The sequence below is a fragment of the Halomonas sp. FeN2 genome, assembly GCF_020595105.1.
In the GTDB taxonomy this organism is placed as follows: Bacteria; Pseudomonadota; Gammaproteobacteria; order Pseudomonadales; family Halomonadaceae; genus Vreelandella; species Vreelandella neptunia.
The window spans coordinates 2,766,407-2,788,141 of the sequence record NZ_CP074200.1 but is presented as its reverse complement, the minus strand read 5'-3'; the positions used below and the strand labels follow the sequence as shown (position 1 = coordinate 2,788,141).

21 protein-coding genes are annotated in these 21,735 nt (G+C 54.1%); 12 read left to right on the top strand and 9 right to left on the bottom strand.

All coding sequences use genetic code 11. The annotated features are described in order from the left end of the window. Positions 1-27: 27 nt before the first annotated feature. Both KF947_RS12895 and KF947_RS12890 read right to left on the bottom strand, forming a co-directional pair. Positions 28-1,056, bottom strand: a complete 1,029-nt coding sequence (locus tag KF947_RS12895; protein WP_227404121.1) for a tripartite tricarboxylate transporter substrate binding protein — start codon at positions 1,054-1,056, stop codon at positions 28-30. A gap of 32 nt (positions 1,057-1,088) precedes the next feature. Further along, positions 1,089-1,562: a YchJ family protein gene (locus tag KF947_RS12890; RefSeq protein WP_227404120.1), complete on the bottom strand. Its 474-nt coding sequence runs from the start codon at positions 1,560-1,562 to the stop codon at positions 1,089-1,091. Between the two features lie 184 nt (positions 1,563-1,746). On the opposite strand from KF947_RS12890, the gene KF947_RS12885 reads away from it, so the two are divergent. After that, on the top strand, positions 1,747-2,058 hold the full coding sequence (locus tag KF947_RS12885; protein WP_022520780.1) for a hypothetical protein: 312 nt from the start codon (positions 1,747-1,749) through the stop codon (positions 2,056-2,058). 77 nt (positions 2,059-2,135) lie between these two features. Here KF947_RS12885 and argE read toward each other — a convergent pair whose 3' ends face one another. Further along, positions 2,136-3,299 carry an acetylornithine deacetylase gene (gene argE / locus KF947_RS12880; RefSeq protein WP_227404119.1) on the bottom strand — a complete coding sequence of 388 codons (1,164 nt, stop codon included), beginning with the start codon at positions 3,297-3,299 and terminating at the stop codon, positions 2,136-2,138. A gap of 215 nt (positions 3,300-3,514) precedes the next feature. Between argE and ugpB the strand changes: the two genes are divergently transcribed. The 4 genes from ugpB (at position 3,515) to KF947_RS12860 (ending at position 7,734) form a co-directional block, all read left to right on the top strand. Next, positions 3,515-4,840 carry a sn-glycerol-3-phosphate ABC transporter substrate-binding protein UgpB gene (gene ugpB / locus KF947_RS12875; protein ID WP_227404118.1) on the top strand — a complete coding sequence of 442 codons (1,326 nt, stop codon included), beginning with the start codon at positions 3,515-3,517 and terminating at the stop codon, positions 4,838-4,840. Between the two features lie 88 nt (positions 4,841-4,928). Further along, positions 4,929-5,813, top strand: a complete 885-nt coding sequence (ugpA, locus tag KF947_RS12870; RefSeq protein WP_227404117.1) for a sn-glycerol-3-phosphate ABC transporter permease UgpA — start codon at positions 4,929-4,931, stop codon at positions 5,811-5,813. An 18-nt stretch (positions 5,814-5,831) separates the two neighbouring features. Continuing rightward, on the top strand, positions 5,832-6,674 hold the full coding sequence (ugpE, locus tag KF947_RS12865) for a sn-glycerol-3-phosphate ABC transporter permease UgpE (protein WP_133731662.1): 843 nt from the start codon (positions 5,832-5,834) through the stop codon (positions 6,672-6,674). 1 nt (position 6,675) lies between these two features. Then, entirely contained in the window at positions 6,676-7,734 is a 1,059-nt protein-coding gene (locus tag KF947_RS12860; protein ID WP_223288615.1) for a sn-glycerol-3-phosphate import ATP-binding protein UgpC, read from the top strand. Between the two features lie 18 nt (positions 7,735-7,752). Here KF947_RS12860 and KF947_RS12855 read toward each other — a convergent pair whose 3' ends face one another. Together KF947_RS12855 and KF947_RS12850 are read right to left on the bottom strand one after the other, a co-directional pair. After that, on the bottom strand, positions 7,753-9,393 hold the full coding sequence (locus KF947_RS12855) for a bifunctional metallophosphatase/5'-nucleotidase (RefSeq protein WP_227404116.1): 1,641 nt from the start codon (positions 9,391-9,393) through the stop codon (positions 7,753-7,755). A 544-nt stretch (positions 9,394-9,937) separates the two neighbouring features. Beyond that, complete coding sequence (locus tag KF947_RS12850) at positions 9,938-10,945, bottom strand: porin (RefSeq protein ID WP_133731665.1); 1,008 nt, start codon at positions 10,943-10,945, stop codon at positions 9,938-9,940. Positions 10,946-11,271: 326 nt separating this feature from the next. On the opposite strand from KF947_RS12850, the gene KF947_RS12845 reads away from it, so the two are divergent. The 6 genes from KF947_RS12845 (at position 11,272) to KF947_RS12820 (ending at position 15,704) form a co-directional block, all read left to right on the top strand. Beyond that, entirely contained in the window at positions 11,272-12,435 is a 1,164-nt protein-coding gene (locus tag KF947_RS12845; protein WP_227404115.1) for a glycosyltransferase family 4 protein, read from the top strand. Then, positions 12,398-12,937 (top strand): phosphatase PAP2 family protein, encoded by a 540-nt coding sequence (locus tag KF947_RS12840; RefSeq protein WP_133731667.1) that lies wholly within the window; start codon positions 12,398-12,400, stop codon positions 12,935-12,937. Before KF947_RS12845 ends, KF947_RS12840 begins: the two co-directional genes overlap by 38 nt. Before the next feature lie 983 nt (positions 12,938-13,920). Continuing rightward, the gene (locus KF947_RS12835) at positions 13,921-14,052 is read left to right on the top strand and encodes an entericidin A/B family lipoprotein (RefSeq protein WP_133731668.1); all 132 of its coding nucleotides are present in this window, start codon (positions 13,921-13,923) and stop codon (positions 14,050-14,052) included. A 5-nt stretch (positions 14,053-14,057) separates the two neighbouring features. Next, positions 14,058-14,585: a YqiA/YcfP family alpha/beta fold hydrolase gene (locus tag KF947_RS12830; protein WP_227404114.1), complete on the top strand. Its 528-nt coding sequence runs from the start codon at positions 14,058-14,060 to the stop codon at positions 14,583-14,585. 89 nt (positions 14,586-14,674) lie between these two features. Continuing rightward, complete coding sequence (locus KF947_RS12825; protein WP_007111925.1) at positions 14,675-14,848, top strand: DUF6435 family protein; 174 nt, start codon at positions 14,675-14,677, stop codon at positions 14,846-14,848. Then, positions 14,832-15,704 (top strand): ChaN family lipoprotein, encoded by an 873-nt coding sequence (locus KF947_RS12820; protein ID WP_227404113.1) that lies wholly within the window; start codon positions 14,832-14,834, stop codon positions 15,702-15,704. The genes KF947_RS12825 and KF947_RS12820 overlap by 17 nt, the downstream gene beginning before the upstream one ends. A gap of 1 nt (position 15,705) precedes the next feature. Here KF947_RS12820 and ntrC read toward each other — a convergent pair whose 3' ends face one another. The 4 genes from ntrC to glnA all read right to left on the bottom strand — a co-directional run bounded on the left by ntrC (position 15,706) and on the right by glnA (position 20,547). Further along, complete coding sequence (gene ntrC, locus KF947_RS12815) at positions 15,706-17,133, bottom strand: nitrogen regulation protein NR(I) (protein WP_133731671.1); 1,428 nt, start codon at positions 17,131-17,133, stop codon at positions 15,706-15,708. Continuing rightward, a complete protein-coding gene (gene glnL, locus KF947_RS12810; RefSeq protein WP_133731672.1) occupies positions 17,130-18,188 on the bottom strand; it encodes a nitrogen regulation protein NR(II) in 1,059 nt (352 codons plus the stop codon). Before glnL ends, ntrC begins: the two co-directional genes overlap by 4 nt. A gap of 275 nt (positions 18,189-18,463) precedes the next feature. Beyond that, positions 18,464-19,018: a DUF4124 domain-containing protein gene (locus tag KF947_RS12805; protein WP_227404112.1), complete on the bottom strand. Its 555-nt coding sequence runs from the start codon at positions 19,016-19,018 to the stop codon at positions 18,464-18,466. A 122-nt stretch (positions 19,019-19,140) separates the two neighbouring features. Then, positions 19,141-20,547 carry a glutamate--ammonia ligase gene (gene glnA / locus KF947_RS12800; RefSeq protein ID WP_133731674.1) on the bottom strand — a complete coding sequence of 469 codons (1,407 nt, stop codon included), beginning with the start codon at positions 20,545-20,547 and terminating at the stop codon, positions 19,141-19,143. A 533-nt stretch (positions 20,548-21,080) separates the two neighbouring features. On the opposite strand from glnA, the gene KF947_RS12795 reads away from it, so the two are divergent. After that, positions 21,081-21,704 carry a hypothetical protein gene (locus KF947_RS12795; RefSeq protein WP_133731675.1) on the top strand — a complete coding sequence of 208 codons (624 nt, stop codon included), beginning with the start codon at positions 21,081-21,083 and terminating at the stop codon, positions 21,702-21,704. The last annotated feature ends 31 nt before the right edge of the window (positions 21,705-21,735 follow it).

Here is a 21,735-nt window from a genome sequence, read left to right as displayed (position 1 = left end):
AACTCCTACTTAGCACGACACTGAGGGCTAACGTTCAAATGCGACGCTTTCCGACAGCGACTTCAACAGCATGTATTGATTGTTAAGATAATCGCCATAATCGTTAAGTGGACGGTAATCGATTAGGGAGCCATGGGTATGCTCAATGGTGCGTGCCAGCATTGGCTGAGCCAATGCGTGCTCGAAGGCACTGGCCAGTATCGCCAATCTTTCGGGGGGAGTGTTCAACGGTGCAAAAACGCCGCGATCCGTCGTGTTCACTAAATCAATCCCCTGCTCTTGTAACGTGGGGATCGATGGTAATGCCATTAACCTAGCCTCACCTGCCACGCCCAACGGCGTGAGTGCGTTGGTAGCAAATAACTGGCTTGCTGAGGGCAAGTTAAGCATTGCAAAGTCGATCTCACCAGCGAGCAAACCAGCCACTTGTGACCCTGTACCAGGGTAATGAATAAATGCTACCTCTTGGGCGTCGATACCGGTTTGATGGAAGAAGTGCAGCCAAAAAAGATGGTCCGTGGAGCTGGGCACCACGCCAAACATCAACGGTTCGTCTTGCTCAGCGACTAACGCTGGAATATCACTGGCGCGTTGAGCAGCGTGACCGGGATAAGTAGCGGGTATATTGACTGTTCGTGTGAGTAGGGCGACAGGTGCAAAGGCATGATGAGAATAAGCGGACAATCCCGCAAAGTATGCAAGGTCAATGGTTTGGTGGCTGCCAAGCAGTGTATGACCATCGGCATCAGCCTCTTTAACGACTTGAGATCCACGCGTCGCACCGCTGCCCGCAATATTAACGACATTAATGGAGGTATCCAGATAGCTTTGTGCTTCCGCAGATATGTCACGAAACAGTACATCGGTGGCACCACCGGGACCAAATGGCACAACCAGCGTAATATCTGAGGTGGGAAAGGGCTTATCTGCCAGCGTGGCAAAGCTCCATATGCATAACCACACTCCCAGCCACCCAGTAAGCGTTATTTTTAAGCGCTCCCTAATGCCGCCACTTTCCTTCTGGTGTCTTAACGCTAATCCCTGTTGCGGGCTCATTTTTTTGCCTCATTTTTATTAGCGCTTTGCGCCTACTCACCGCAACATACCTTTAATTTACGCCCACTACCACATAAGCATGGGTCGTTGCGGCGTGGTTTCAGGCGGGTAAGCGTGGGTGTTCCGTCTATATACCACCAGCGTTGCTGCTCGTTAACGAAGCGGGAGACCTCTTCTAATACGTGCCATCCTTTTTGCACTCGCCCCCTTTCATAAAAACAAGCACGAAAATGCACGTAACCGATATTCTCGATCGGCGGTTCTGCGGAGATGATGGATAGCGACTTCCACTCAGCGTCAGGATCCGGCGCAAGCTCTGCAGGGCGGGTAGAGGGATGCCATGTCGCCAACAGGTAGTCGCTACGCCCTAGCACAAAAGCCGCATAACGAGAGCGCATCAATGCTTCAGGCGTGGGGACAGGCTCGCCTTGATGATAACGGCCACAGCACTTATCAAGCGTTAAAGAGCTACCACAGGGGCAACTTGGATCAGTTGTGGAGGTCATAAAAAAGCTCGTTAGTCACATCATTTATAGCCTAACCGATACGCCCTATGCGCGTCGCCCGACGTGTATGACTATTGTTCGATATTTATGCTGCGTTAGGTATATAGTGGTGGGGCAATACATTCAGACGATGGGGTACGAAACACGATCGATCATTCTTTCCAAAATTTTTGGAGGTTCTCCTATGAAGGTCTTTAAACCGGAATGGCAGTGCACGTTTAGCGTAAACGAAGGCGCGGAAGAATCAGCAACTTGGAAAGAGAAAATCGCGTGGCGACTCAGGGGAGTTGCGGATCGGTTGGAAGGTGGTGGGCGCACGGTAAAAATCGATTACCGAGTGACGCCAGCGGTTAGCCAACAGGAAGTCGACACTTGCTTAGGCAAGGGCTTCGAAGTAACTCAACGCCTGCTAACGCAGTTAGCCCAACAGCAGGCGTGCGAAGATGTGATGCGCCATGCCAAAGCTGAGCTGTTCGAACAACATCCTCAGCACTGAAAAAGCGACATGGTATGAAAGCACTACAAAAAATCCCACCCCATTAACCGGGTGGGATTTTTTTGGTTATTAGCTATTTAGACGGGCTTATCTAATGCTTTGCCCATCTTCATTAGAAACTCTTCGCACGCTTCAAGCTGCTCAATATCGATATATTCATCGGGCTGATGCGCCTGGGCGATGCTGCCAGGGCCAAGAATTATTGTTTGCAAGCCCTGGCCCTGGAACTGCCCCGCTTCCGTGGCGTAAGCCACCGCGTGGTCACAGCACCCTGTTGGCAAATGGTCTTTAGCTAAGCGAAGCACCTGGTCGTTTTCGCGGTCGGCCAAGCCCGGCACTGTCACGTTTAGCGGCTCGGTGATGATTTCAACGTGCTTGCCTTTGGCCTGCAGCTCAGCGCTTAGCTGGGCGCAATAGGCCTCAAAGCGCGCGTATATTTCGTCGAAGGTGTCCGTAGGCAGATGGCGAATCTCCCACTCAAACTGACACTCCCGCGCCATGATATTGATCGCCGTACCGCCTTTGATTTTGCCAACGTGCAGGCTGGTGTGAGGCACGTTAAAGGCTTCATCGACGCGCCCCTCTTCCACCAACGCCGCCATGATGTCCTCAATAAAGGCCACCAACCTTGCCGCTACGTGGATGGCTGAGGTGCCTTGATTGACCTGGCTGCTGTGAGCTTCCTGACCAATCACCGTGGTGCGTAGGTTGGTCGCCCCTTTCTGCGCGACCACTGGCTGCATGCTGGTGGGCTCGCCGACAATCACATGGGCGGTGGTGGAGTAGTGCTCGTAAAAGCGCTTAATTAGGCTTGGCGCGCCCACGCAGCCGATCTCTTCGTCATAAGAGAAACCCAGATAAATAGGCTGCTGCAAAGGCGCTTCAACCCACTTGGGCACCATGGCCAATACGCAGGCAATAAAGCCTTTCATATCGCAGGTACCGCGCCCATAAAGGCGCCCATCGCTACCGTCACGCAGGGTGAAGGGGTCACTCGACCAGGGCTGCCCCGCTACCGGCACCACATCGGTATGCCCGGAAAGCATCACCCCACCCGGCGCCTCAGGGCCGACCCTTGCAATTAAATTAGCCTTGGTGCCGCAGGGGCTCATCACCCGCTCGGCACTAACGCCGTACTCGGCCAAATAACCTTCCACGTACTCAATCAGCGCTAGATTGGATTCGCTGGAGGTAGTGTCAAACGACACCAGCTTCGCCAGCAAAGTTGTCGTTTCAGTCATACTTCTCTCGTTAGTTAGGCTGTTTATATCACCCTATCACTGGCCTCTTCGTTTTCCTACTGAGCAGACCGGTTAATAAATTAACGTTGACTGTCACGGCAGGTTCATCGTGCATTCACTAAAACGTCATCTACACTTCTTACTGTTCAGTGCATCCAAAAATCTCAACAAACGCATTGCACGCCTGACTAAGCTCAGGCCCACAAGGAGCTGTTATGTCTCGTTTTACACTGCACGCACTTGCCGTTGGTGTGGCTACTGCCAGCCTTAGCCTGTCTGCCCAGGCAGCTACTGAAGTTAGTTGGTGGCACGCCATGGGCGGTCAATTGGGCGAAATTCTCGAAGAAATGACCGAAGAGTTTAACGCTTCACAGGACGACTACCACGTCACACCCAGCTATCGCGGCACCTATACCGAGACGATGACGGGCGCCATTGCCGCCTTCCGCGCCAATGAGCAGCCGCATATCCTGCAGGTGTTTGAAGTCGGCACCGGTACCATGATGAACGCCAAAGGCGCCATCTACCCAGTGTACGAGTTGATGGAAGCGCATGGTCGCGCTTTTGATAACGAAGCCTTCCTGCCCGCCGTGGTTGGTTATTACACCGACACCAACGGCAATATGCTCTCTTTCCCGTTCAACTCTTCTACGCCCATCATGTACTACAACCGGGACATGTTTGAAGAAGCGGGCCTGGATCCTGAGCAGCCCCCCGAAACATGGGAAGAAGTGGCCGATTTTTCACGTCAAATCGTCGAGTCTGGTGCGGCCAGCTGTGGCTTTACCACCTCCTGGCCTAGCTGGGTGATGCTGGAAAACTTCTCCGCTTGGCATAACGTGCCGCTAGGTACGCTGGAAAACGGCTTTGGCGGTATGGAAACCGAGTTTACCTTCAACAATGAGCTAGTCGCTCGCCACTGGGACAACCTCCACGACTGGCAGGAAGAAGGTGTCTTTAAATGGGGTGGCCCCGGCTCCGGCCCCGACTCTGAGCCGATGTTCTACTCCCAGGACTGCGCGATTTTCTTCGGCTCTTCTGCTTCACGTGCGGATGTCGCCGCCAATTCAGAATTTGAAGTTGGCTTTGGCATGCAGCCCTACTACGACGACGTAGAAGGCGCACCGCAAAACTCGATTATCGGTGGCGCCACCCTGTGGGCACTGCAGGGCCATAGCGACGAAGAGTACGAAGCCGTTGCAGCGTTCTTTGAGTACCTCTCTCAGCCCGAAGTGCAGGCACAGTGGCACCAGCAAACCGGCTACCTGCCCATCACCCAAGCCGCTTGGGATCTGAGCAAAGAACAGGGCTACTACGAAGAGAATCCCGGTGCAGATATTTCGCTGAAACAGATGACCCTTAACGAGCCAACCGAAAACTCTAAGGGCCTACGCTTTGGCAACTTTGTCCAGATTCGCGACATCATCTCTGAAGAAATGGAAGCTGTGATGACCGGCGATAAATCCGGCCAGGAAGCAGCTGATGAAGCAGTAGCACGCGGCAATGATCTGCTCCGTGACTTTGAAGATGCCAACCAGTAAATAAGCACTTACTTCGCCGCTCACCCTAAGGTGGGCGGCGATTTTGTTTGTTGATGCTTATATTTACTAACCATTTGCAGAGCTGCCCATGCAAACCAAACGCATGACCTACCCTGGTCGCTTTTTGCCCTACGCGCTGCTGGCGCCCCAGGTGATTGTGACACTGATTTTCTTTATCTGGCCTGCAGGCCAGGCGCTGTATCAGTCGCTGTTGCGCGAAGACGCCTTTGGGCTGCGCTCAACGTTTGTGGGTCTTGAGAACTTTGCCCGTCTATTTCGTGACGGCAGTTATGTCAATTCGCTATCGGTGACGGTGGTATTCGCCGTGGGCACTACCCTGCTATCGATGACAGTGGCGCTTTTATTGGCCAGTACCGTCAATCGGATGATTCGCTCACGCAGCACCTACACCACGCTACTGGTGTGGCCCTACGCCATCGCCCCCGCTCTTGCGGGCGTGTTGTGGTGGTTTATCTTCAACCCCTCTATCGGCATTGTGCCCTATATGCTGGAAATGGTGGGTTACCAGTGGAACCACCGTAACTCGGGCAGTGACGCCATGCTGCTGGTGATTTTTGCCGCTGCCTGGAAGCAGATCTCCTATAACTTCCTGTTTTTTCTGGCGGGTTTACAGTCCATTCCGCAATCGCTGATTGAAGCCGCCTCCATTGACGGCGCCAGCCCGATCAAGCGCTTCTGGACGATCATTTTCCCGCTGCTCACGCCTACCACCTTCTTCTTGCTGGTGGTTAACGTGGTGTACGCCATGTTCGACACCTTCGCGATTATTCACGCCACCACCGCAGGCGGCCCGGCCCAGGCCACTAACATACTGGTTTACAAAGTGTATGCCGACGGTTTTGTCGGGCTAAACCTTGGCTCGTCCGCGGCTCAGTCGGTGATTCTGATGGTGATTGTGGTGGCATTAACGATGATTCAATTCCGCTTTATTGAGCGCCGAGTCAATTACTAAGCCTTAGGGAGAACGTTAATGGTTGAAAACCGCCCTTGGGCTAACCTGATAGCCCATATTGTTTTGATCTCTGGTGTCGCGCTGGTGGCTTTTCCGGTGTATGTCGCGATCATCGCCTCTACCCACTCCCTCTCGGGCTTGCTGCAGGGCACGCTACCACTGCTGCCCGGCGGTCACGGGATCGAAAACTACACGCGGATGTGGCAGTCGGGCGTCTCCAATGCTGGCGCACCGCCGGCCGCCCTGATGCTCTGGAACAGTTTTATAATGGCCATGGCGATCACGGTAGGAAAGTTGTCTATTTCGCTACTTTCCGCCTTTGCCATCGTCTACTTCCGCTTCCGCTTCCGGATGTTCTTCTTCTGGGTGATCTTCGTCACGTTGATGCTGCCGGTGGAAGTGCGCATTATTCCGACTTTTCAGGTCGTCGCGGATCTTAATATGCTCAATAGCTTTGCCGGGCTGTCGATCCCGCTGATTGCCTCGGCTACCGCAACCTTCTTGTTCCGCCAGTTCTTTATGACCATTCCCGAAGAGATGCTCGAAGCCGCCCGGGTCGATGGCGCAGGGCCGCTGAAGTTTTTTAAAGACATACTGATGCCGCTGTCGGTAACCAATATCGCCGCGCTGTTTGTGATCATGTTTATCTACGGCTGGAACCAGTACCTCTGGCCGTTAATTATCACTACCGACCCTGATTATTACACCATCGTGATGGGCATTCAGCGCATGACCTCGGAAGAGAACCCTCAGTGGCAACTGGTGATGGCGGCAGTGGTGATGGCAGCGCTGCCGCCGGTTTTAGTGATTCTGTTTATGCAACGCCTATTTGTGAAAGGCCTGACCGAGACGGAGAAATAAGATGGCCAGCATTACCTTGGAAGGGCTAAAGAAAACCTATAGCGGCGATGTTCACGCCGTCAAAGGCATCGATTTACAGATTGAAGATGGGGAATTTGTGGTGCTGGTCGGGCCTTCCGGCTGCGGCAAATCTACCCTGCTGCGCATGGTGGCGGGGCTTGAAACCATTACCGAGGGCACGCTCAAAATCGGTGACCGGGTGGTCAATAAGCTAGAACCCGCCGAGCGTGATATCGCCATGGTGTTCCAGAACTATGCGCTCTACCCGCATATGACGGTGTACAACAACCTTGCTTACGGCCTCAAGAACCGCGGGTTTAACAAAGAAGACATTGAAAAGCGCGTGCGAATTGCCGCCAAAATGCTCGAGATCGAAGATTTTCTAGAGCGCAAGCCGCGCAAGCTCTCCGGCGGCCAGCGCCAGCGGGTAGCCATGGGCCGTGCCCTGGTGCGCGAGCCTGCGGCGTTTCTATTCGACGAACCGCTCTCTAACCTGGATGCCAAGCTGCGGGTGCAGATGCGCGTGGAGATCAAACAGCTGCAGCGGCGCCTGAAGACTACCAGCCTCTATGTGACCCACGACCAGCTGGAAGCCATGACCCTGGGTGACCGTTTAGTGGTGCTTAACGCCGGGCAGATTGAGCAAGTGGGCACGCCCATGGAGATCTATGCCCGCCCCGCCACCATGTTCGTCGCCGGGTTTATTGGCTCCCCCGCCATGAACATGCTACCGGTGGATTACTTGAAAGAACAAGGCGCCAACGGTCTACTGGATAACCTACCCGAAGGCACCGATGTCGTCGGCATTCGACCGGATGATATGCATCTAGCGCCGCCGACTGCGCCTCACCTAATTGTCGACTCTACGCTTGCGCTGTTTGAAGCCGCGGGGGCCGAAAGCCACCTGTATGTGACCCTGGCCGATAGCGACCAGCCCACAGTCATCCGCGTATCGGGGCAGCCGCCGGTCGCTGAAGGCGAGACGTTACGCTTCTATGTCACTTTAGAAGCGCTGCATCCCTTCAACAGCGCTACGGGGAAACGCACGGAAACACGATAGAGGCATAAAAGCGACTTATTACGCGCCCTCTTGAGCCAAGTCGATGATCCGCCCTTCGACTTGGTAGAATACCTCTTTACGCTCCACCATATAGTCGCGCAGCATTTCCCAGTCTGTATTGCCGACGATGGTGTTACGACCATCTTCATAGGCAGCGCCAAGCACCGTATGGCTGTCGCCACCGGCGGCGGTAAAGCTATTGGTGGCGATGGTATAGGTACGCTCTGGATCAATCGCCTGCATCGCGCCTTCCTGGGCAACGTGTAGGCTCACAACCCGCTCACCTGGCGGCTCGCTGCTGTCATACACCAACTCAACGCCTGCTGACACCTGCAGAAAACCGCCATCCTCGCCGGGTGCATTGGCCAGGGCGATTTCGAAGGTTTCCAACAGTTCGGCGCCGGTGACGTCAAGCAGCGTCAGGCGATTGCCAAATGGTTGTACGGCGATTAGATCGCCTACGGACACATCCCCCCTTTCAATCGCTTCACGGATACCGCCGCTATTTTGGATCGCCATGACCGTGTCGGGCGCTACCTGCTGCGCGGCATGCAGTTGGGCATCGGTAATCAAGTTGCCTAGCGCTGTTTCATTGGCTCGCACGCTCCGTTCATCACCGCTGCCGTGGCGGGGATTGGGTAACTCGGCGATCGCCTTGGCGCCGATCAAGGTATCCCGTAATGTTTCAATTTCCGCGGTGTAGGGTTCAAGCCGCTGAGCCGCGTCAGAATCCGCTTCGCGGTCGTCGGCGGCCAGCAGCTCACCACTGGCATCCACCACCACGCCGTTCTCGTCGAAGATGACCTGCATAACGCCCAGGTGCTGGCCATACTCGCCTGCCTGGCCAATCACCGTTGGTGATGTGAGCGTCTCACCAGCGCGACTCTCGCTCAGCAGCCTGGGGGGCGATACTTGGGTATGGCTGTGGCCACCAATAATAATGTCGATGCCTTCGACATGCTCTGCCAGCAGCAGGTCGTTACCTACGCTGGGGTCGCTGTCGTAACCAAGGTGGGTAAGGGCAATAATTTTGTTAACACCCTGCTCTTCAAAGCTTGCCACCATGACTTCAGCGGCTTGACGGTAATCACTAATAGTAACGTGGCCAGGACTAGAGATCGTCTCGCTGTCCGGAGTGCTTAACCCAAAGATGCCGATAGGCTCGCCGTTATGCTCAACAATAATGCCGTCATAAAGCGTCCCCGCTTGCGGGTCAGCACTGACTGACTCACCCAGCATGTCAGCAAACTCCGGGCCTGCGGAGAAGACCAGATTAGCCCCTAAAATAGGAAATTCGGCGCCTGCGAAAAACGCTGCTAGCGCTTGGTGACCTTGCTGTGGATCACCTAAATCGAACTCATGGTTGCCGGGCACAAAGGCGTCGTAGCCCATCAAGTTCATAAACTCCAGCGCGTCCTGGCCCTGAAATTCAGTGAAGTAGAGCGTGCCCGAAAAGATATCGCCAGCGTCTAGCAATAATCCTTCGCCGTAAGTCTCCCGCGCCTCATTCAGCGTGGTGATCAAAGAGGGATACTGATCGGTACGCCCGTGTAGATCGTTGGTGTGAAATAGCGTCAGGGTGTAATTATCAGCAAAGGCGGGAGGAACGGAGGCAATTAGCGCTGTCCCTAGCGCCAAGCCATAGCGGTGAAAACGCATTCAAATGACTCCTTTCATAATAGTGTTCAGACACCCTAGCAGTAAAGATAGGGCTCTTCGTCATTCGGTATGGAATTATTTCTGACAACTGACCTGTGGGAGGGAGCTTTAGCCCGCGACCGTTTAGGCTGCCAGCCTGACAACACCGGGGTACCTTTGGTACCCTTCGCCCGCTGGAAGCGGCCTCCCACAACAGACAGTTGGCTTGGTGGTTCTGTCTGAACCGTGAGGCACAAAATGTGCCGGTTAATATTAAATCCACATTAGATGACGAATAACCAAAGATAGCCTACCAGCGACATTTCGTCTCCATGGCAAAATTATTACCTTCTCTCCTCTCCTTAAGTTTACGGTTCGAGAAATAACTCACCGAGAATAAAGAGCGCCTCTTTGAGGGTAGCCAAGTAAAGCATAAAATATAAAAACGCTAAAAACCGGTGTGGAATTATCCACACCGGTAAAGATCGAAACATGCGAGCTAACTAAAAGCTAAAGAACTAATACAAAAAACAATGCAACACTACCGCTTACATCACTCTATTAATTAGAAGTGATAGCGAGCGCCTAGTGCGTAGTACATATCTTCTTCGAAGTCATTAACAGCATCCAGGTTACGATCGTTAAGCTCGAGGAACATATCGAAATTGCTAGACAGCTTGTACATGGAGCCTAGCGCCCAAGCGTTGCGCTCATCGCTAGCGCCGTCTACATCGATGTTGTAGTAATCGGCGAAGAACTTCCAGGAATCGATAGCGAAAGTCGCACCAACACCGATTTTATCGAAACCGCCACCGTTAACATCGTCATCACCGCGGGTTTCATAACCTACACGTGCAGAGAATGAGTCCGTAATGCTGAATTCACCCGTTGCGCCATAGCGCATTTCATCATTACCGCCGCCAATCGCTACATCATCGACAAAACCTAGCGCCAGACGTGCTGGGCCTGTTTCATAAACTAAACCACCTTGAGCGGCAATATCACTGCCACCGGTTGCTTCAATCTCTGCATCGGTCATGCCACGCTCAGAGAAATGCTTGGCAGAAATAACCGCCTGAAAACCACTCATTTTAGGCGTTTTATAGCCAATAGAGTCGCCACGTGCCTGTAGGCCGCCACCAGCAAACTCGTAGCCACGCTCAACGTAGACATCGAACGGCGTCATAACGTAGTTATCGTAAAAACTGTTGTAATTACCGGCCATAAAGGTACCGAACTGCTGGCTTTCCAGGCCTAGGTAACTGTTACGCACCTCATCGAAACCAGAGGATGTATTACGTTCGTCACCCGTAAAACGCCACTCTACACGGGCGAATGCACGCAGGTCTGAAGAAATCTGGTGACCAGCGGTAATCCGCAGACGGGAGCCGAAATTGCGGAACTCTTCGCCGTTATCAACACCGTCATCAACACCGCCACCTTCAAACCCCATGGCAATACGGCCGTAGATTTCCAGGTCGGTACCGTCTTGATCATAAACGGTTGCTGCTTGTGCTGCAGAGGCTGCCAATAAACCGCTAACGGCCATGGCCAGTGTCGTTTTTTTAAACATGATTGTTCCCATTGAAGTAGTTAATGCTTGCGCTTTGCGAAGGCACAATGAAGGACGAATAACGCCTCAACGCAGGCAACCTTAAAGGAGTTATATTTCATTAATTTTAAAGTTTTATTTTTTAGGGAACTTATTTTTTAATGTGATATTAAAATAAAACTTCCATCCAAATTTAACATTGAACTGATATAGGAATAGATGACTGTAGCACTTTATCTATCAACCTATTTATTTAAGCGTGTCATCACTTATTCACCTGTTTGACTCGGCAGTGTCATTCACCTCTCCCACACTGGACGAAAACGTGATAAAGGGATGAATCGCTTATGCGGCTCTGCATCGTTAGTGAGACATGGTCACCGGACATCAATGGTGTTGCCCATACGTTGAGCCGGTTAAGCTATGAACTTAACCGGCAAGGAGTGCCGGTAGATGTGATCCGCCCGCGCCCTCGAAGCGCAGGGAATGCAACCGGTGTTAACCGGGAATTACAGGTGCAACGCTTTGCCTTACCCGGCTACACGGATGTGCAAGTGGGGCTGGTTAGGCCCACTACGCTGCGCCGCTTTTGGCGCCAACATCGCCCCGATGTTATCTACCTAGCGACCCAGGGCCCTCTCGGCTGGGCGGCACGCCAAGCGGCGCGGCAACTCAATATCCCTCTGGTAGCAGGCTGGCATACTAACTTTGACCACTACTGTGAAGATTACGGCGTCAACTGGCTGGCCTCGACTACACGCCGCTACCTTCGCTACTTCCATAACGGCTGTGACTTGACGTTAGTGCCTACTCATCAGCAGGCTAAAGCCCTGCAGCGACAAGGGATCCGGGGTGTCAACGTGCTGTCACGCGGGCTGGATGGAGAGCGCTTCTCACCCAACCATCGCGATGCTCAATTGCGCCAGCGCTGGGGGGTCAGCGAGCATCAGCCGGTGGCCCTTTACGTTGGCCGGTTAGCCGCAGAAAAAAACCTCACCCTGCTCCATGAAAGCCTTCAAGCCATGCGCGAGGTACGGCCCGATATCGCCCAGGTAATCGTTGGCGATGGCCCCGCACGGGCACAGCTGGAAAAGGCGCTCCCCGATGCCCATTTCACTGGTTTCGTAGGGCAGGAATCCCTCGCTCGCCACTACGCCAGCGCCGACCTGTTTATTTTCCCCTCGCTTTCCGAAACCTGGGGCAATGTAGTGGCGGAAGCCATGGCCAGCGGCTTAGCCGTGGTGGCCTATGATCACGCAGCCAGCGCTGAACTGATTAGCAGCGGCCACAACGGTGTCACCGTCCCAGCTGGTAATAGCGCCGCTTTCCAACAGGCAGCGGTGGAGCTGTGCCAACACCCCGCTGATTACGCTCGTTTAGGCCGAGTAGCGCGTTTACGTGCTCTTGAGCAGAGCTGGACGGGGATTGCCGAGCAGTTTTTGAGTTACCTACACCAAGCCCAGGAGGCTCATCATGCGCCCGCGTCCGCTTGTCGTATTCGATCGTCTTGACCTGCTGGAGTGGCAGTTCTGCCAGCGCATTTCGCGGCTGTCGACCTACCGCCCCTGGCGAATCACACTTCAGGCCGCCAGCCGCTTAGGCGATTGGCCTGTTTGGGTGCTGCTGATTCTCGCCCAGCCTTGGCTTCAGCCAAATGGCGCCTGGCGTGTTTTGCAGTACAGCGTCATCGCACTATTTGCCGTGGCGGTATATCGGCTAGTGAAAACCCGCTTATGCCGTGAACGGCCCTTCATTACCTATAGTGAAGGTATTGAATGCTGTGAACCGGCCCGTGACCGATACAGCTTTCCCAGCGGCCATACCATGCACGCAGTGATGTTTAGCGTTTTAGTCGTCGCCCACACGCCCTGGCTGCTACCGGTGGTGCTGCCATTAACGCTGCTGATAGCGATCTCACGGGTAGGGTTAGGATTGCATTATGTCAGCGATGTGCTGGCAGGGGCAGCGATGGGCTACGCTTTTGCCTTGGCCAGCCTGTATTGGATGGGGTAAAACGCGTCCTGCCCCTTAATGGACAACCCTTTGATGGACAGCCGCGTGATAGACAGTCAGCGCAAAAACGCCCGCTTATGCGGGCGTTTTACTTTCAAGGCAGGTAGTTAAATATCAGGCGGCATATCATCACGCTCATCAATTCTAGCCATGAATGATGTCTTAAACATCATATACACGCCCAGTCCTGAGAACCCTAAGAACAAAACAAACATGCATAACATCAATGCCATCGCCATAATCTTGTCCCTGATAGTGAGCGGTCGTTACGTTGACGTTTTCTAACCGCTGCATTTCGATTTCATCGAAGGATAGACCAAAACAACGCATTAATCTGTGCGGTAGCGATCCGTACAGTTACCGCACGACAAGACGTTCAAAAAAACCATTTAAAATCAATATCTAATATATAAAGCTGCGCGCACAAAAAAACCACCTCATTTTCATGAGATGGTTGTTTTGCATCAGACCACTCCTTTGTTTGATGAACAGCGCCTCCTTGCGCTGTAACCAGTGAGTGGGCTGAATATCCTTCAACATCCTGTTTATCTTTCGGCTTCCTGCCTTCCTTTTGCTTGTCAGCCCACTCACTCAGTTTTTTGCAAACACTAGATTTGAACGTTTAACTCTAAACAGCTGAATAACTGAAACATCTCTGTGCAACCACCTAGTAACTGCATGTATTGCGCCAAAAGCCCCATTGAAAAAATATAACTTTAAAAAACAATTGCTTATAAAACAAAAAGCATGCCAAAAATCACTCACGAACGGTCATTTTGATGTATAGAACTGACACATGCGACATAAGTACAGACCTTAGGGGCACACTTTCACGCCCAGCTAGGTAGAAAACCGTGGCAAAACGTCCACGCAGGGATTATTTTTGCTGACTAATCATTTGGTTTTACACCTCACTCAGGCCAGGCTTCAAAGGCCACCTCTTTACCCCATCTGATTTACCCCATATGTTCAAGGAGATCGATATGAAACGCCCAGTTGCCCTAGGCATACTCATAATCACTACACTGCTGCTGGTCAGCGGCTGTAATACCATTCGTGGTGCGGGTGAAGACCTTCAACAGGGTGGCGAAGCTATCCAGCGCGCAGCGAGCTAAACGTTATGATGATTGTTTATCTGTCCCATGGCCTTGAGAGCGGGCCGGGCGCACTGAAAACCCAGGCGCTGAAAGGGGTCGCTGAAAAGCTGGATGACTGTGAGCCCGTTGTTATGGATTACCGGGGCATGGCAGAGCCACAGCAGCGCCTCGAATACTTGCTGCGAGTCTTGGTCGAGCGCGGAGACGACCCAGCTCAGTGTGTGCTGGCAGGCTCAAGCTTAGGGGGCTGGTTAAGCGCGGCAGTTAGCGCTCAACGGCCGGTATTGGGCTGCTTTCTGTTGGCACCCGCGCTGGGGCTTGCCGACTACCCAGAAACGTCGCTGATGATACAAGCGCGGCACACACATATTATTCACGGCTGGCAGGATGACGTGATTGCCCCTGAACCGGTGATCGAACGTGCCCGCCTGCAGCGTCTATCGCTGCGGATGGTAGATGACGATCATCGCCTGCACGCCAGCCTGGAGACTATTTTGCTCGATTTTGAGCGTTTTTTACGCCAGTGCAGAGCGCCCGCACAGAACCATTAGCAAGCCTAGCTAAAACAAACATTCGACACGAGCACTCTAAACCTATACAAATGGTGTACACCATTACGTAGATAGTGAGGAGATTGCTCATGTTAGGAATGTTTAAGCGCGACCCCAAAAAGAAGCTTCAGCAAGAGTATGAACGCAAACTACAAGCTGCCATGGAGGCTTCACGCAATGGCGATATGCGTGCCAATGCCACGCTTACCGAAGAAGCAGAAGCATTACTTGCCGAGATCAGACGCATTGAAGCGACACAATAACCGCAATAGACAACACTTTGGACTACTCGCGGCTTTTGCGCTGGCTAGCCTGCTGCCCAATGTAGCTCTGGCGGTTTGTCCAAGCCCAGGGCATTGGTGGCAGGAAGGGCAGCCATTCACCAGTAGTGAGCTGCTGCAGACGGCGGCCCAGCGACAAGTGGTATTGCTGGGTGAACAGCACGATGAGAGAGCCCACCATCGCTGGCAACTGCACACCATAGCGGGACTGCATGCCCTCCGCGATGATCTGGTAATTGGCTTGGAGATGCTGCCGCGCAGCGCTCAGCCGGCTCTCGATGCCTGGGTCGCCGATGAGTTGGATGTGGACACCATGCTTGAGCAAACGCAGTGGGCTGAGGCGTGGGGGTTTGATTCAGCGCTGTATATGCCGATTTTAGAGTTTGCCCGGATGGCAAAAATTCCGTTGGTCGCGCTCAACATTACCCCGGATCTGCGCCAGCGCCTGGTCAATGATGGCTGGGAGCACGTGCCCGCGGATGAACGCCATGCGATCCCGTCACCATTCCCCGCCAGCGCCAGTTACCGCTCAAGGCTCACCGAAGTATTTAATCAGCACGCCATGGGCGATGACCCCGAAGCGCTTGAGCGTTTTATTCAAGCGCAGCTCACCTGGGATATCGCCATGGCCCAGCGCCTGACCGAAGCCACGCAGGGCGGCGCCCTGGCGGTGGGCTTAATGGGGCTAGGCCATGTGAGCTATAACGAAGGCGTTGCCTATCAGCTCAATGCCCTGGGCGTTAGCGACACCGTGAGCCTGCTGCCCTGGCAAATGAGCGACTGCACCCAGCCCGACCCCACCCTAGCCGATGCGGTGTATATACTCGCTGACGAATAGATTACTCATCAGCGAGCGCCGGTAATAGTGTTTTCAGTTTACGCGTGAGCGTATTGCGCCCCCAGCCCAGCAGCTCAGCGGCTTCACCTTTACGCCCGCCGGTATGTTTTAGCGCTGTCTCAATCAGAATCCGCTCAAAATCGGGCACCGCTTCTTCCAGCAGATGAGTATGGCCTTCAGCCAGGGCATGATCCGCCCAGTCGCGAAACGCCGTGCGCCAATCGCCGTGGGCGCTGCTTTCCGAAGCACTGGGTGAACGCAGCTCCGGCGGAAGATCTTCAACCAGAATTTCACGCCCTGACGCCATTACGGTGAGCCAACGGCAGATATTTTCTAACTGGCGCACGTTGCCGGGCCAAGGCAAACGCGTTAAGTGGGCTTCCGCTTCGCTGGTCAGCACCTTGATGTCCGTGGTCAGCTCTTTCGCCGCTTCGGCTAAAAAGTGCCGCGTTAAGCGCGGAATGTCTTCACGGCGCTCGGCAAGCTTGGGCAGGTGGATACGGATCACGTTCAAGCGGTGAAACAAATCCTCCCGGAAGCGGCCGTCGTCCACCAACACCTCAAGGTTTTGGTGGGTGGCAGCAATAATGCGTACATCCACTTTGACCGGGGTATGCCCGCCAACGCGATAAAACTCGCCATCGGCCAGCACGCGCAATAGCCGCGTTTGAGTTTCAGCGGGCATATCGCCTATTTCGTCCAAAAACAGCGTGCCGCCGTTAGCCTGCTCAAATCGCCCCTGGCGCTGCTGGGCCGCACCGGTAAACGCGCCCTTCTCGTGACCAAACAGCTCAGACTCAATCAAGTCGCGAGGAATCGCCGCCATGTTGAGAGCAATAAACGGCTTGCCCGCTCGCGGACTGTGCTGATGAAGCGCCTGGGCAACGCGCTCTTTACCGGTACCCGATTCCCCGTTAATCAACACCGTGATGTGGGAGTGAGAAAGGCGGCCAATGGCGCGAAACACCTCCTGCATGGCGGGCGCTTCACCGATAATCTCGGCGTTTAAACCTTCCGGCACGGCGACTGGACGCTGGCGCTCCCGAGCGTGGGCCACGGCGCGGCGCACCAGCGCCAGGGCTTCGTCAACATCAAACGGCTTGGGTAGGTATTCAAACGCCCCGCCCTGATACGAGGCTACGGCGCTGTCCAGGTCGGAGTGCGCGGTCATCACGATCACCGGCAAGTCAGGATGCGCTTCGCGTACCCGGGACATGAGATCCAGCCCATCGATACCCGGCATACGAATATCGGTGACCAGCACGTCGGGTGGGTTTTCCAACAAACGCGTCAGGGCAACGTCGGCGCGCTCGATACACTCAACGTCAAGGTCGGGTTGCGCCAAGGCGCGCTCCAACACCCAGCGGATAGCGCGGTCATCATCGACAATGACCACCCGCGCAACATCATTACGTGCAGCCTCAGTCATGACGCTTCTCCGGTGTAATTAATAACCATGGGAATCAGTAAACGAAATTCGGTGTGTCCAGGGCGTGAGTCGCATTCGATCAATCCTTGATGCTGATGCAAAATCGACTGGGCGATAGAAAGCCCAAGACCACTGCCTTCCGCGCGTCCCGACACCATGGGGTAAAACAGCGTTTCCTGCAGCGCTATCGGAACCCCAGGGCCGTTATCGATGACCGCGACTTCACTCACCAGCCGGTGGCGTTCAGCACCAAGGGTAAACTGGCGACGGGCGCGGGTGCGCAGTATTAAGCAAGGTTCCGGCGTTTGCGCATCACTCATGGCCTGCACCGCATTACGGGCCACGTTGAGCACTGCCTGAATCATTTGCGACTCATCGCCGGAAAGGTCGGGCAAGCTGGGATCGTAATCACGGCTGATGGTCACACAAGGGTGTTCGGCAATCAGCAGCGCCCGCACTCGCTCCAGCACTTTATGAATATTGACCGGCTCGTGTTTAAGCATCCGGTTAGGTCCGAGCATGGAGTCGACCAGATCGCGCAGCCGATCCACCTCCTCCACAATAATATGGGTATATTCGCGCAGAGCCGGGTCGTCTAGATCCCGCTCTAATAGCTGCGCCGCCCCGCGAATGCCACCTAACGGATTTTTGACTTCATGGGCGAGCCCGCGGGCCAGCACCTTGATGGTCTCCTGGCGAGTGGTCAACGCCTCTTCCCGAGAGATCTGCATCAGCCGATCCCGCGGCTCCACTTCCAGCAGCAGCTCATCGTCGGATAACGGCGTCACTGTGTAGTCCACGGTGAGCGGCTCGCTATTCAGCGGGGTAATCCGCGCTTCACGCTGGGTATAGGGGTGAAACGCATCCCGCGCCTTGGCCAATACATCGTCAATGCTTTCATCCCCGCCGAGTAGCGTGTCCAGGCTAATGCCGTGAACACGGCTAAGGCTGACCGCTAGCAACGCTTCAGCGGCAGGGTTCATCCAGCGCACACGCAGTTCGCCGTCTAGCAGCAGTACCGCCGTGGTGAGATGTTCAAGCAAACGCTGATGCATGGTGGTGTCCTGAAAAATCGCGTCTTCCATCGCCGATACAGACCTACAGGTGGATGATCAATGAGGAAGCTGCAAAAAGCGCGCCAACTATGCATTGATGCCCATTTGCACGGCTTGCGGGCATCGCAACGGAAGCGGGTGGATCGTTTTAGCGCACTTGTCGTGCCAAACGCCCCTGGCAATGCACCACTTTAGTGCATACAGGTTTTGGAAAGAAATATATAGGCCTGTTTTTTCTGATTGCGCTTTTCTAATCGCGTTGATGAAGGCGTTTTTTAAGGAACCGTAATCGTCACCGCTGCCGTGCGGTGCTGCAAACGCTGGCTGCTATCCAGCAGCTCTGCCTGGAGCTCGTATCGCCCCGTGGTTAGGCCCGTTAACCAGAAGACATCGCTGTGCAGCGCTGTCTGGCTAATCTCGCCATTCACCAACAGCCGCACCTGATGGTCGTCGCGCAACGGTGGCGCAACAGTCACCTCCACCGCGGTCATTCCTTCTTCCACCTGTGCGCCTTGCTGGGGCAGAGCGATCGAAAAATGGTCGTAGGGCATAAAGGGCTGCCCCGGTTTACCGCGTGGCCGTACAGCGGCGGGCGAGGCTGCACTTGGATTGGGGTTGGTGAGAGCAGCGCTTAACGCAGGCGGCAGGCTGGGCAACGGCGCTAATTCCAACGCCTCGCCACCGCTACCTGGGTTATCGGTAAAGGTAACGTTGCCGTGCTGATCGGTCACCCGATAAACCGTCTGCCCGAACGCCGTGCTAACCACTACTCCCACGCCTAAGAGAGCTACCAGCACACTGCTTATCGCTACTGTATTGATTTTGCTCATAGCTCTCCTTGCCACGCTTCTAAGCCCCTAATAACAAAAAACCCCGCCGTAGCGGGGTTCTCTTAGCAATCATTGTTACCACCGCCTGGCTGATAGTAACAGCCAGGGGCGAGTAACGCTGATTAACAGCTGTAGTACATATCAAACTCGATGGGGTGAGTGGTCATACGAATACGCTCCACTTCTTCCATCTTGAGTTCGATGTAGGCATCGATCATTTCGTCAGTAAACACGCCGCCTTCGGTCAAGAACGCACGGTCAGCGTCGAGGGCTTCCAGTGCTTGATCCAGGCTGTGCGCCACAGTCGGTACTGACTTGCCTTCTTCTGGCGGCAGGTCGTACAGGTTTTTGTCCATGGCATCGCCAGGGTGGATCTTGTTCTTGATACCGTCGATACCCGCCATCAACATGGCAGAGAACGCCAGGTAGGGGTTGGCAGTCGGATCAGGGAAGCGCGCTTCAACACGCTTGCCTTTCGGGCTAGCGGTGTAAGGAATACGGATTGAAGCAGAACGGTTACGGGCACTGTAGGCCAGCATGACCGGCGCTTCGAAGCCAGGCACCAGACGCTTGTACGAGTTGGTAGAAGCGTTAGTAAAGGCGTTCAGGGCACGGGCGTGCTTGATGATGCCGCCGATGTAGAAAAGCGCCATTTCAGACAGGCCAGCGTACTCGTCACCGGCGAACTGGTTGTTGCCATCTTTCCAGAACGACTGGTGTACGTGCATGCCCGAACCGTTATCACCGACCAGCGGCTTCGGCATAAAGGTGGCCGTTTTGCCGTAAGCATGCGCCACGTTGTGGATCACGTACTTCATTTCCTGAACTTCGTCAGCTTTCTTCACCAGCGTGTTGAATCTAACGCCGATTTCGTTCTGGCCTGCGTTGGAAACCTCGTGGTGGTGCACCTCGACGGTCTGACCAATCGCTTCCAGGGTGTTACACATTGCACCACGAATATCGTGGAAGCTGTCGACCGGAGGAACCGGGAAGTAGCCGCCTTTAACGCGCGGGCGGTGACCCAGGTTGCCGCCTTCTACTTGGCTATCGGTTGCCCAAGCACCTTCCTCGGAAGTGATTTTGTACATGGAACCCTGGATATCAGACTTCCAATGCACTTCGTCAAAGATAAAGAATTCAGGCTCAGGACCGAAGAACGCGGTGTCGCCCAGGCCAGTTGACTGCAGGTAAGCTTCTGCACGCTTAGCGATAGAGCGCGGGTCACGATCATAGCCTTGCATAGTGGCCGGCTCGATGATGTCACAGCGCAGTACCAGCGTGGCATCTTCGGTGAAGGGGTCGAGGTAACCCGTGCCATCTTCCGGACGCAGAATCATGTCGGATTCGTTAATGCCCTTCCAACCTTCAATAGAAGAGCCATCGAACATTTGGCCATTTTCGAAGAATTCTTCATTCACATCTCGCGCAGGCACGGTCACGTGCTGCTCTTTACCGCGAGTGTCGGTGAAACGCAGGTCTACCCATTTAACATCGTGTTCTTCAATTAGCGCGAGAGTCTTGGCTGACATAGTGTCCTCCGGTATGAGCGTGGCTTAAAGCTAACGACAGTAAGCTACCGATAAAAGTGTTGTTCGACAAAATACGTGCTTAACCGCACGTTTGTCATTCTTGTTCGCTCAACGTTTGTCTGACATTGATTCACAAATCGCTCAGCGAGCATTTCAGACCGGCTATCGTTTTAGCACGCCGTAAGGCTTATGCCTACGGCCCGCTAGCCGCTTGCAAATACAATGCAGAGAGCATGCCAACACTGCACCAATATGGCATGAAAAGACAACAACCATTTGTTTTATAAACATTAAAAAATGGACTCCAATGCCACTTGATGACGCATACCGGCGAAACAGAGCTTTCACAGTCATGTAAAAACCCCATAACGCACCAAAATAGAACAAAAATAGTCTCTCGCGCCCACTTATGGTGCACAGAGAATGCTGAGCTCTCATTTTTAGCTCGCAAGCTTTTTTACTTGCTACCCAAATAAACCGGATACTACAATAAATTACAATTTGATAGGTTTGCTCACAATCGGAGTCGGCAAATGGGATCGGTCTGCTTTATCGTTGATGCCATGGTGACGGGTGAGATGTTGCCACGCCACTTAAAATCCATACGTAAATCCGGTGTTGCCGACCACTTGCTGCCCATTTTGGTGACGGCCACTCAAGCCCAAGAGCGCCTGAGTGCTATTGAGCAGCGTTACCACACTCACTCGCTGATTACGCCAGCGCGGCCTCTGGGAGCTCGCCTCAATAAAGCCGCGTCTTCCAGCCAAGCGGAGTGGCTCATCATCGCGCTGCAGAAAAAACCGCTGCCAGCCGACCTATGGGGTGCGCTTTATCCCCAGCTCAACACCTACACCCTTGACGCCTTGATTATCGGCCTTCCCCAGCCATCGCTGCCGGAGCGTATCCTGCGGCGCTTGATGGCCAGCGCCTTGATATTCCCGCCCTACATTGCCGTTAGGCGAGCCTGGCTTGAACGCTTGGGTGGGTTTGACCCTGAGCTGGACGATGACAGCGCGATAGACGATTTTCTGCAGCGTTTACACACCTGCCCCACTCGTTTGAAAACCTACAGCGGACACCTACTGAGCCAAGCGGAGGAGCCAGCCCCCTCCGTGCAGCCTAACGCATCCGATGCGGCTTTCACGACACCGCCCTGATACGCTTTCTGCCGCTCTCCTCTAACATTTT

Bases quoted from the DNA above. Each gene is read 5' to 3' on its own strand.
- ugpE (WP_133731662.1), top strand. From the start codon at position 5,832: ATGGTTGAAAACCGCCCTTGGGCTAACCTGATAGCCCATATTGTTTTG.
- KF947_RS12795 (WP_133731675.1), top strand. From the start codon at position 21,081: ATGGGATCGGTCTGCTTTATCGTTGATGCCATGGTGACGGGTGAGATG.
- KF947_RS12830 (WP_227404114.1), top strand. From the start codon at position 14,058: ATGATGATTGTTTATCTGTCCCATGGCCTTGAGAGCGGGCCGGGCGCA.
- KF947_RS12890 (WP_227404120.1), bottom strand. From the start codon at position 1,562: ATGACCTCCACAACTGATCCAAGTTGCCCCTGTGGTAGCTCTTTAACG.
- KF947_RS12825 (WP_007111925.1), top strand. From the start codon at position 14,675: ATGTTAGGAATGTTTAAGCGCGACCCCAAAAAGAAGCTTCAGCAAGAG.
- KF947_RS12845 (WP_227404115.1), top strand. From the start codon at position 11,272: ATGCGGCTCTGCATCGTTAGTGAGACATGGTCACCGGACATCAATGGT.
- KF947_RS12860 (WP_223288615.1), top strand. From the start codon at position 6,676: ATGGCCAGCATTACCTTGGAAGGGCTAAAGAAAACCTATAGCGGCGAT.
- ugpB (WP_227404118.1), top strand. From the start codon at position 3,515: ATGTCTCGTTTTACACTGCACGCACTTGCCGTTGGTGTGGCTACTGCC.
- KF947_RS12805 (WP_227404112.1), bottom strand. From the start codon at position 19,018: ATGAGCAAAATCAATACAGTAGCGATAAGCAGTGTGCTGGTAGCTCTC.
- ntrC (WP_133731671.1), bottom strand. From the start codon at position 17,133: ATGACTGAGGCTGCACGTAATGATGTTGCGCGGGTGGTCATTGTCGAT.
- argE (WP_227404119.1), bottom strand. From the start codon at position 3,299: ATGACTGAAACGACAACTTTGCTGGCGAAGCTGGTGTCGTTTGACACT.
- glnL (WP_133731672.1), bottom strand. From the start codon at position 18,188: ATGCATCAGCGTTTGCTTGAACATCTCACCACGGCGGTACTGCTGCTA.
- KF947_RS12840 (WP_133731667.1), top strand. From the start codon at position 12,398: ATGCGCCCGCGTCCGCTTGTCGTATTCGATCGTCTTGACCTGCTGGAG.
- KF947_RS12895 (WP_227404121.1), bottom strand. From the start codon at position 1,056: ATGAGCCCGCAACAGGGATTAGCGTTAAGACACCAGAAGGAAAGTGGC.
- glnA (WP_133731674.1), bottom strand. From the start codon at position 20,547: ATGTCAGCCAAGACTCTCGCGCTAATTGAAGAACACGATGTTAAATGG.
- KF947_RS12835 (WP_133731668.1), top strand. From the start codon at position 13,921: ATGAAACGCCCAGTTGCCCTAGGCATACTCATAATCACTACACTGCTG.
- KF947_RS12850 (WP_133731665.1), bottom strand. From the start codon at position 10,945: ATGTTTAAAAAAACGACACTGGCCATGGCCGTTAGCGGTTTATTGGCA.
- ugpA (WP_227404117.1), top strand. From the start codon at position 4,929: ATGCAAACCAAACGCATGACCTACCCTGGTCGCTTTTTGCCCTACGCG.
- KF947_RS12885 (WP_022520780.1), top strand. From the start codon at position 1,747: ATGAAGGTCTTTAAACCGGAATGGCAGTGCACGTTTAGCGTAAACGAA.
- KF947_RS12855 (WP_227404116.1), bottom strand. From the start codon at position 9,393: ATGCGTTTTCACCGCTATGGCTTGGCGCTAGGGACAGCGCTAATTGCC.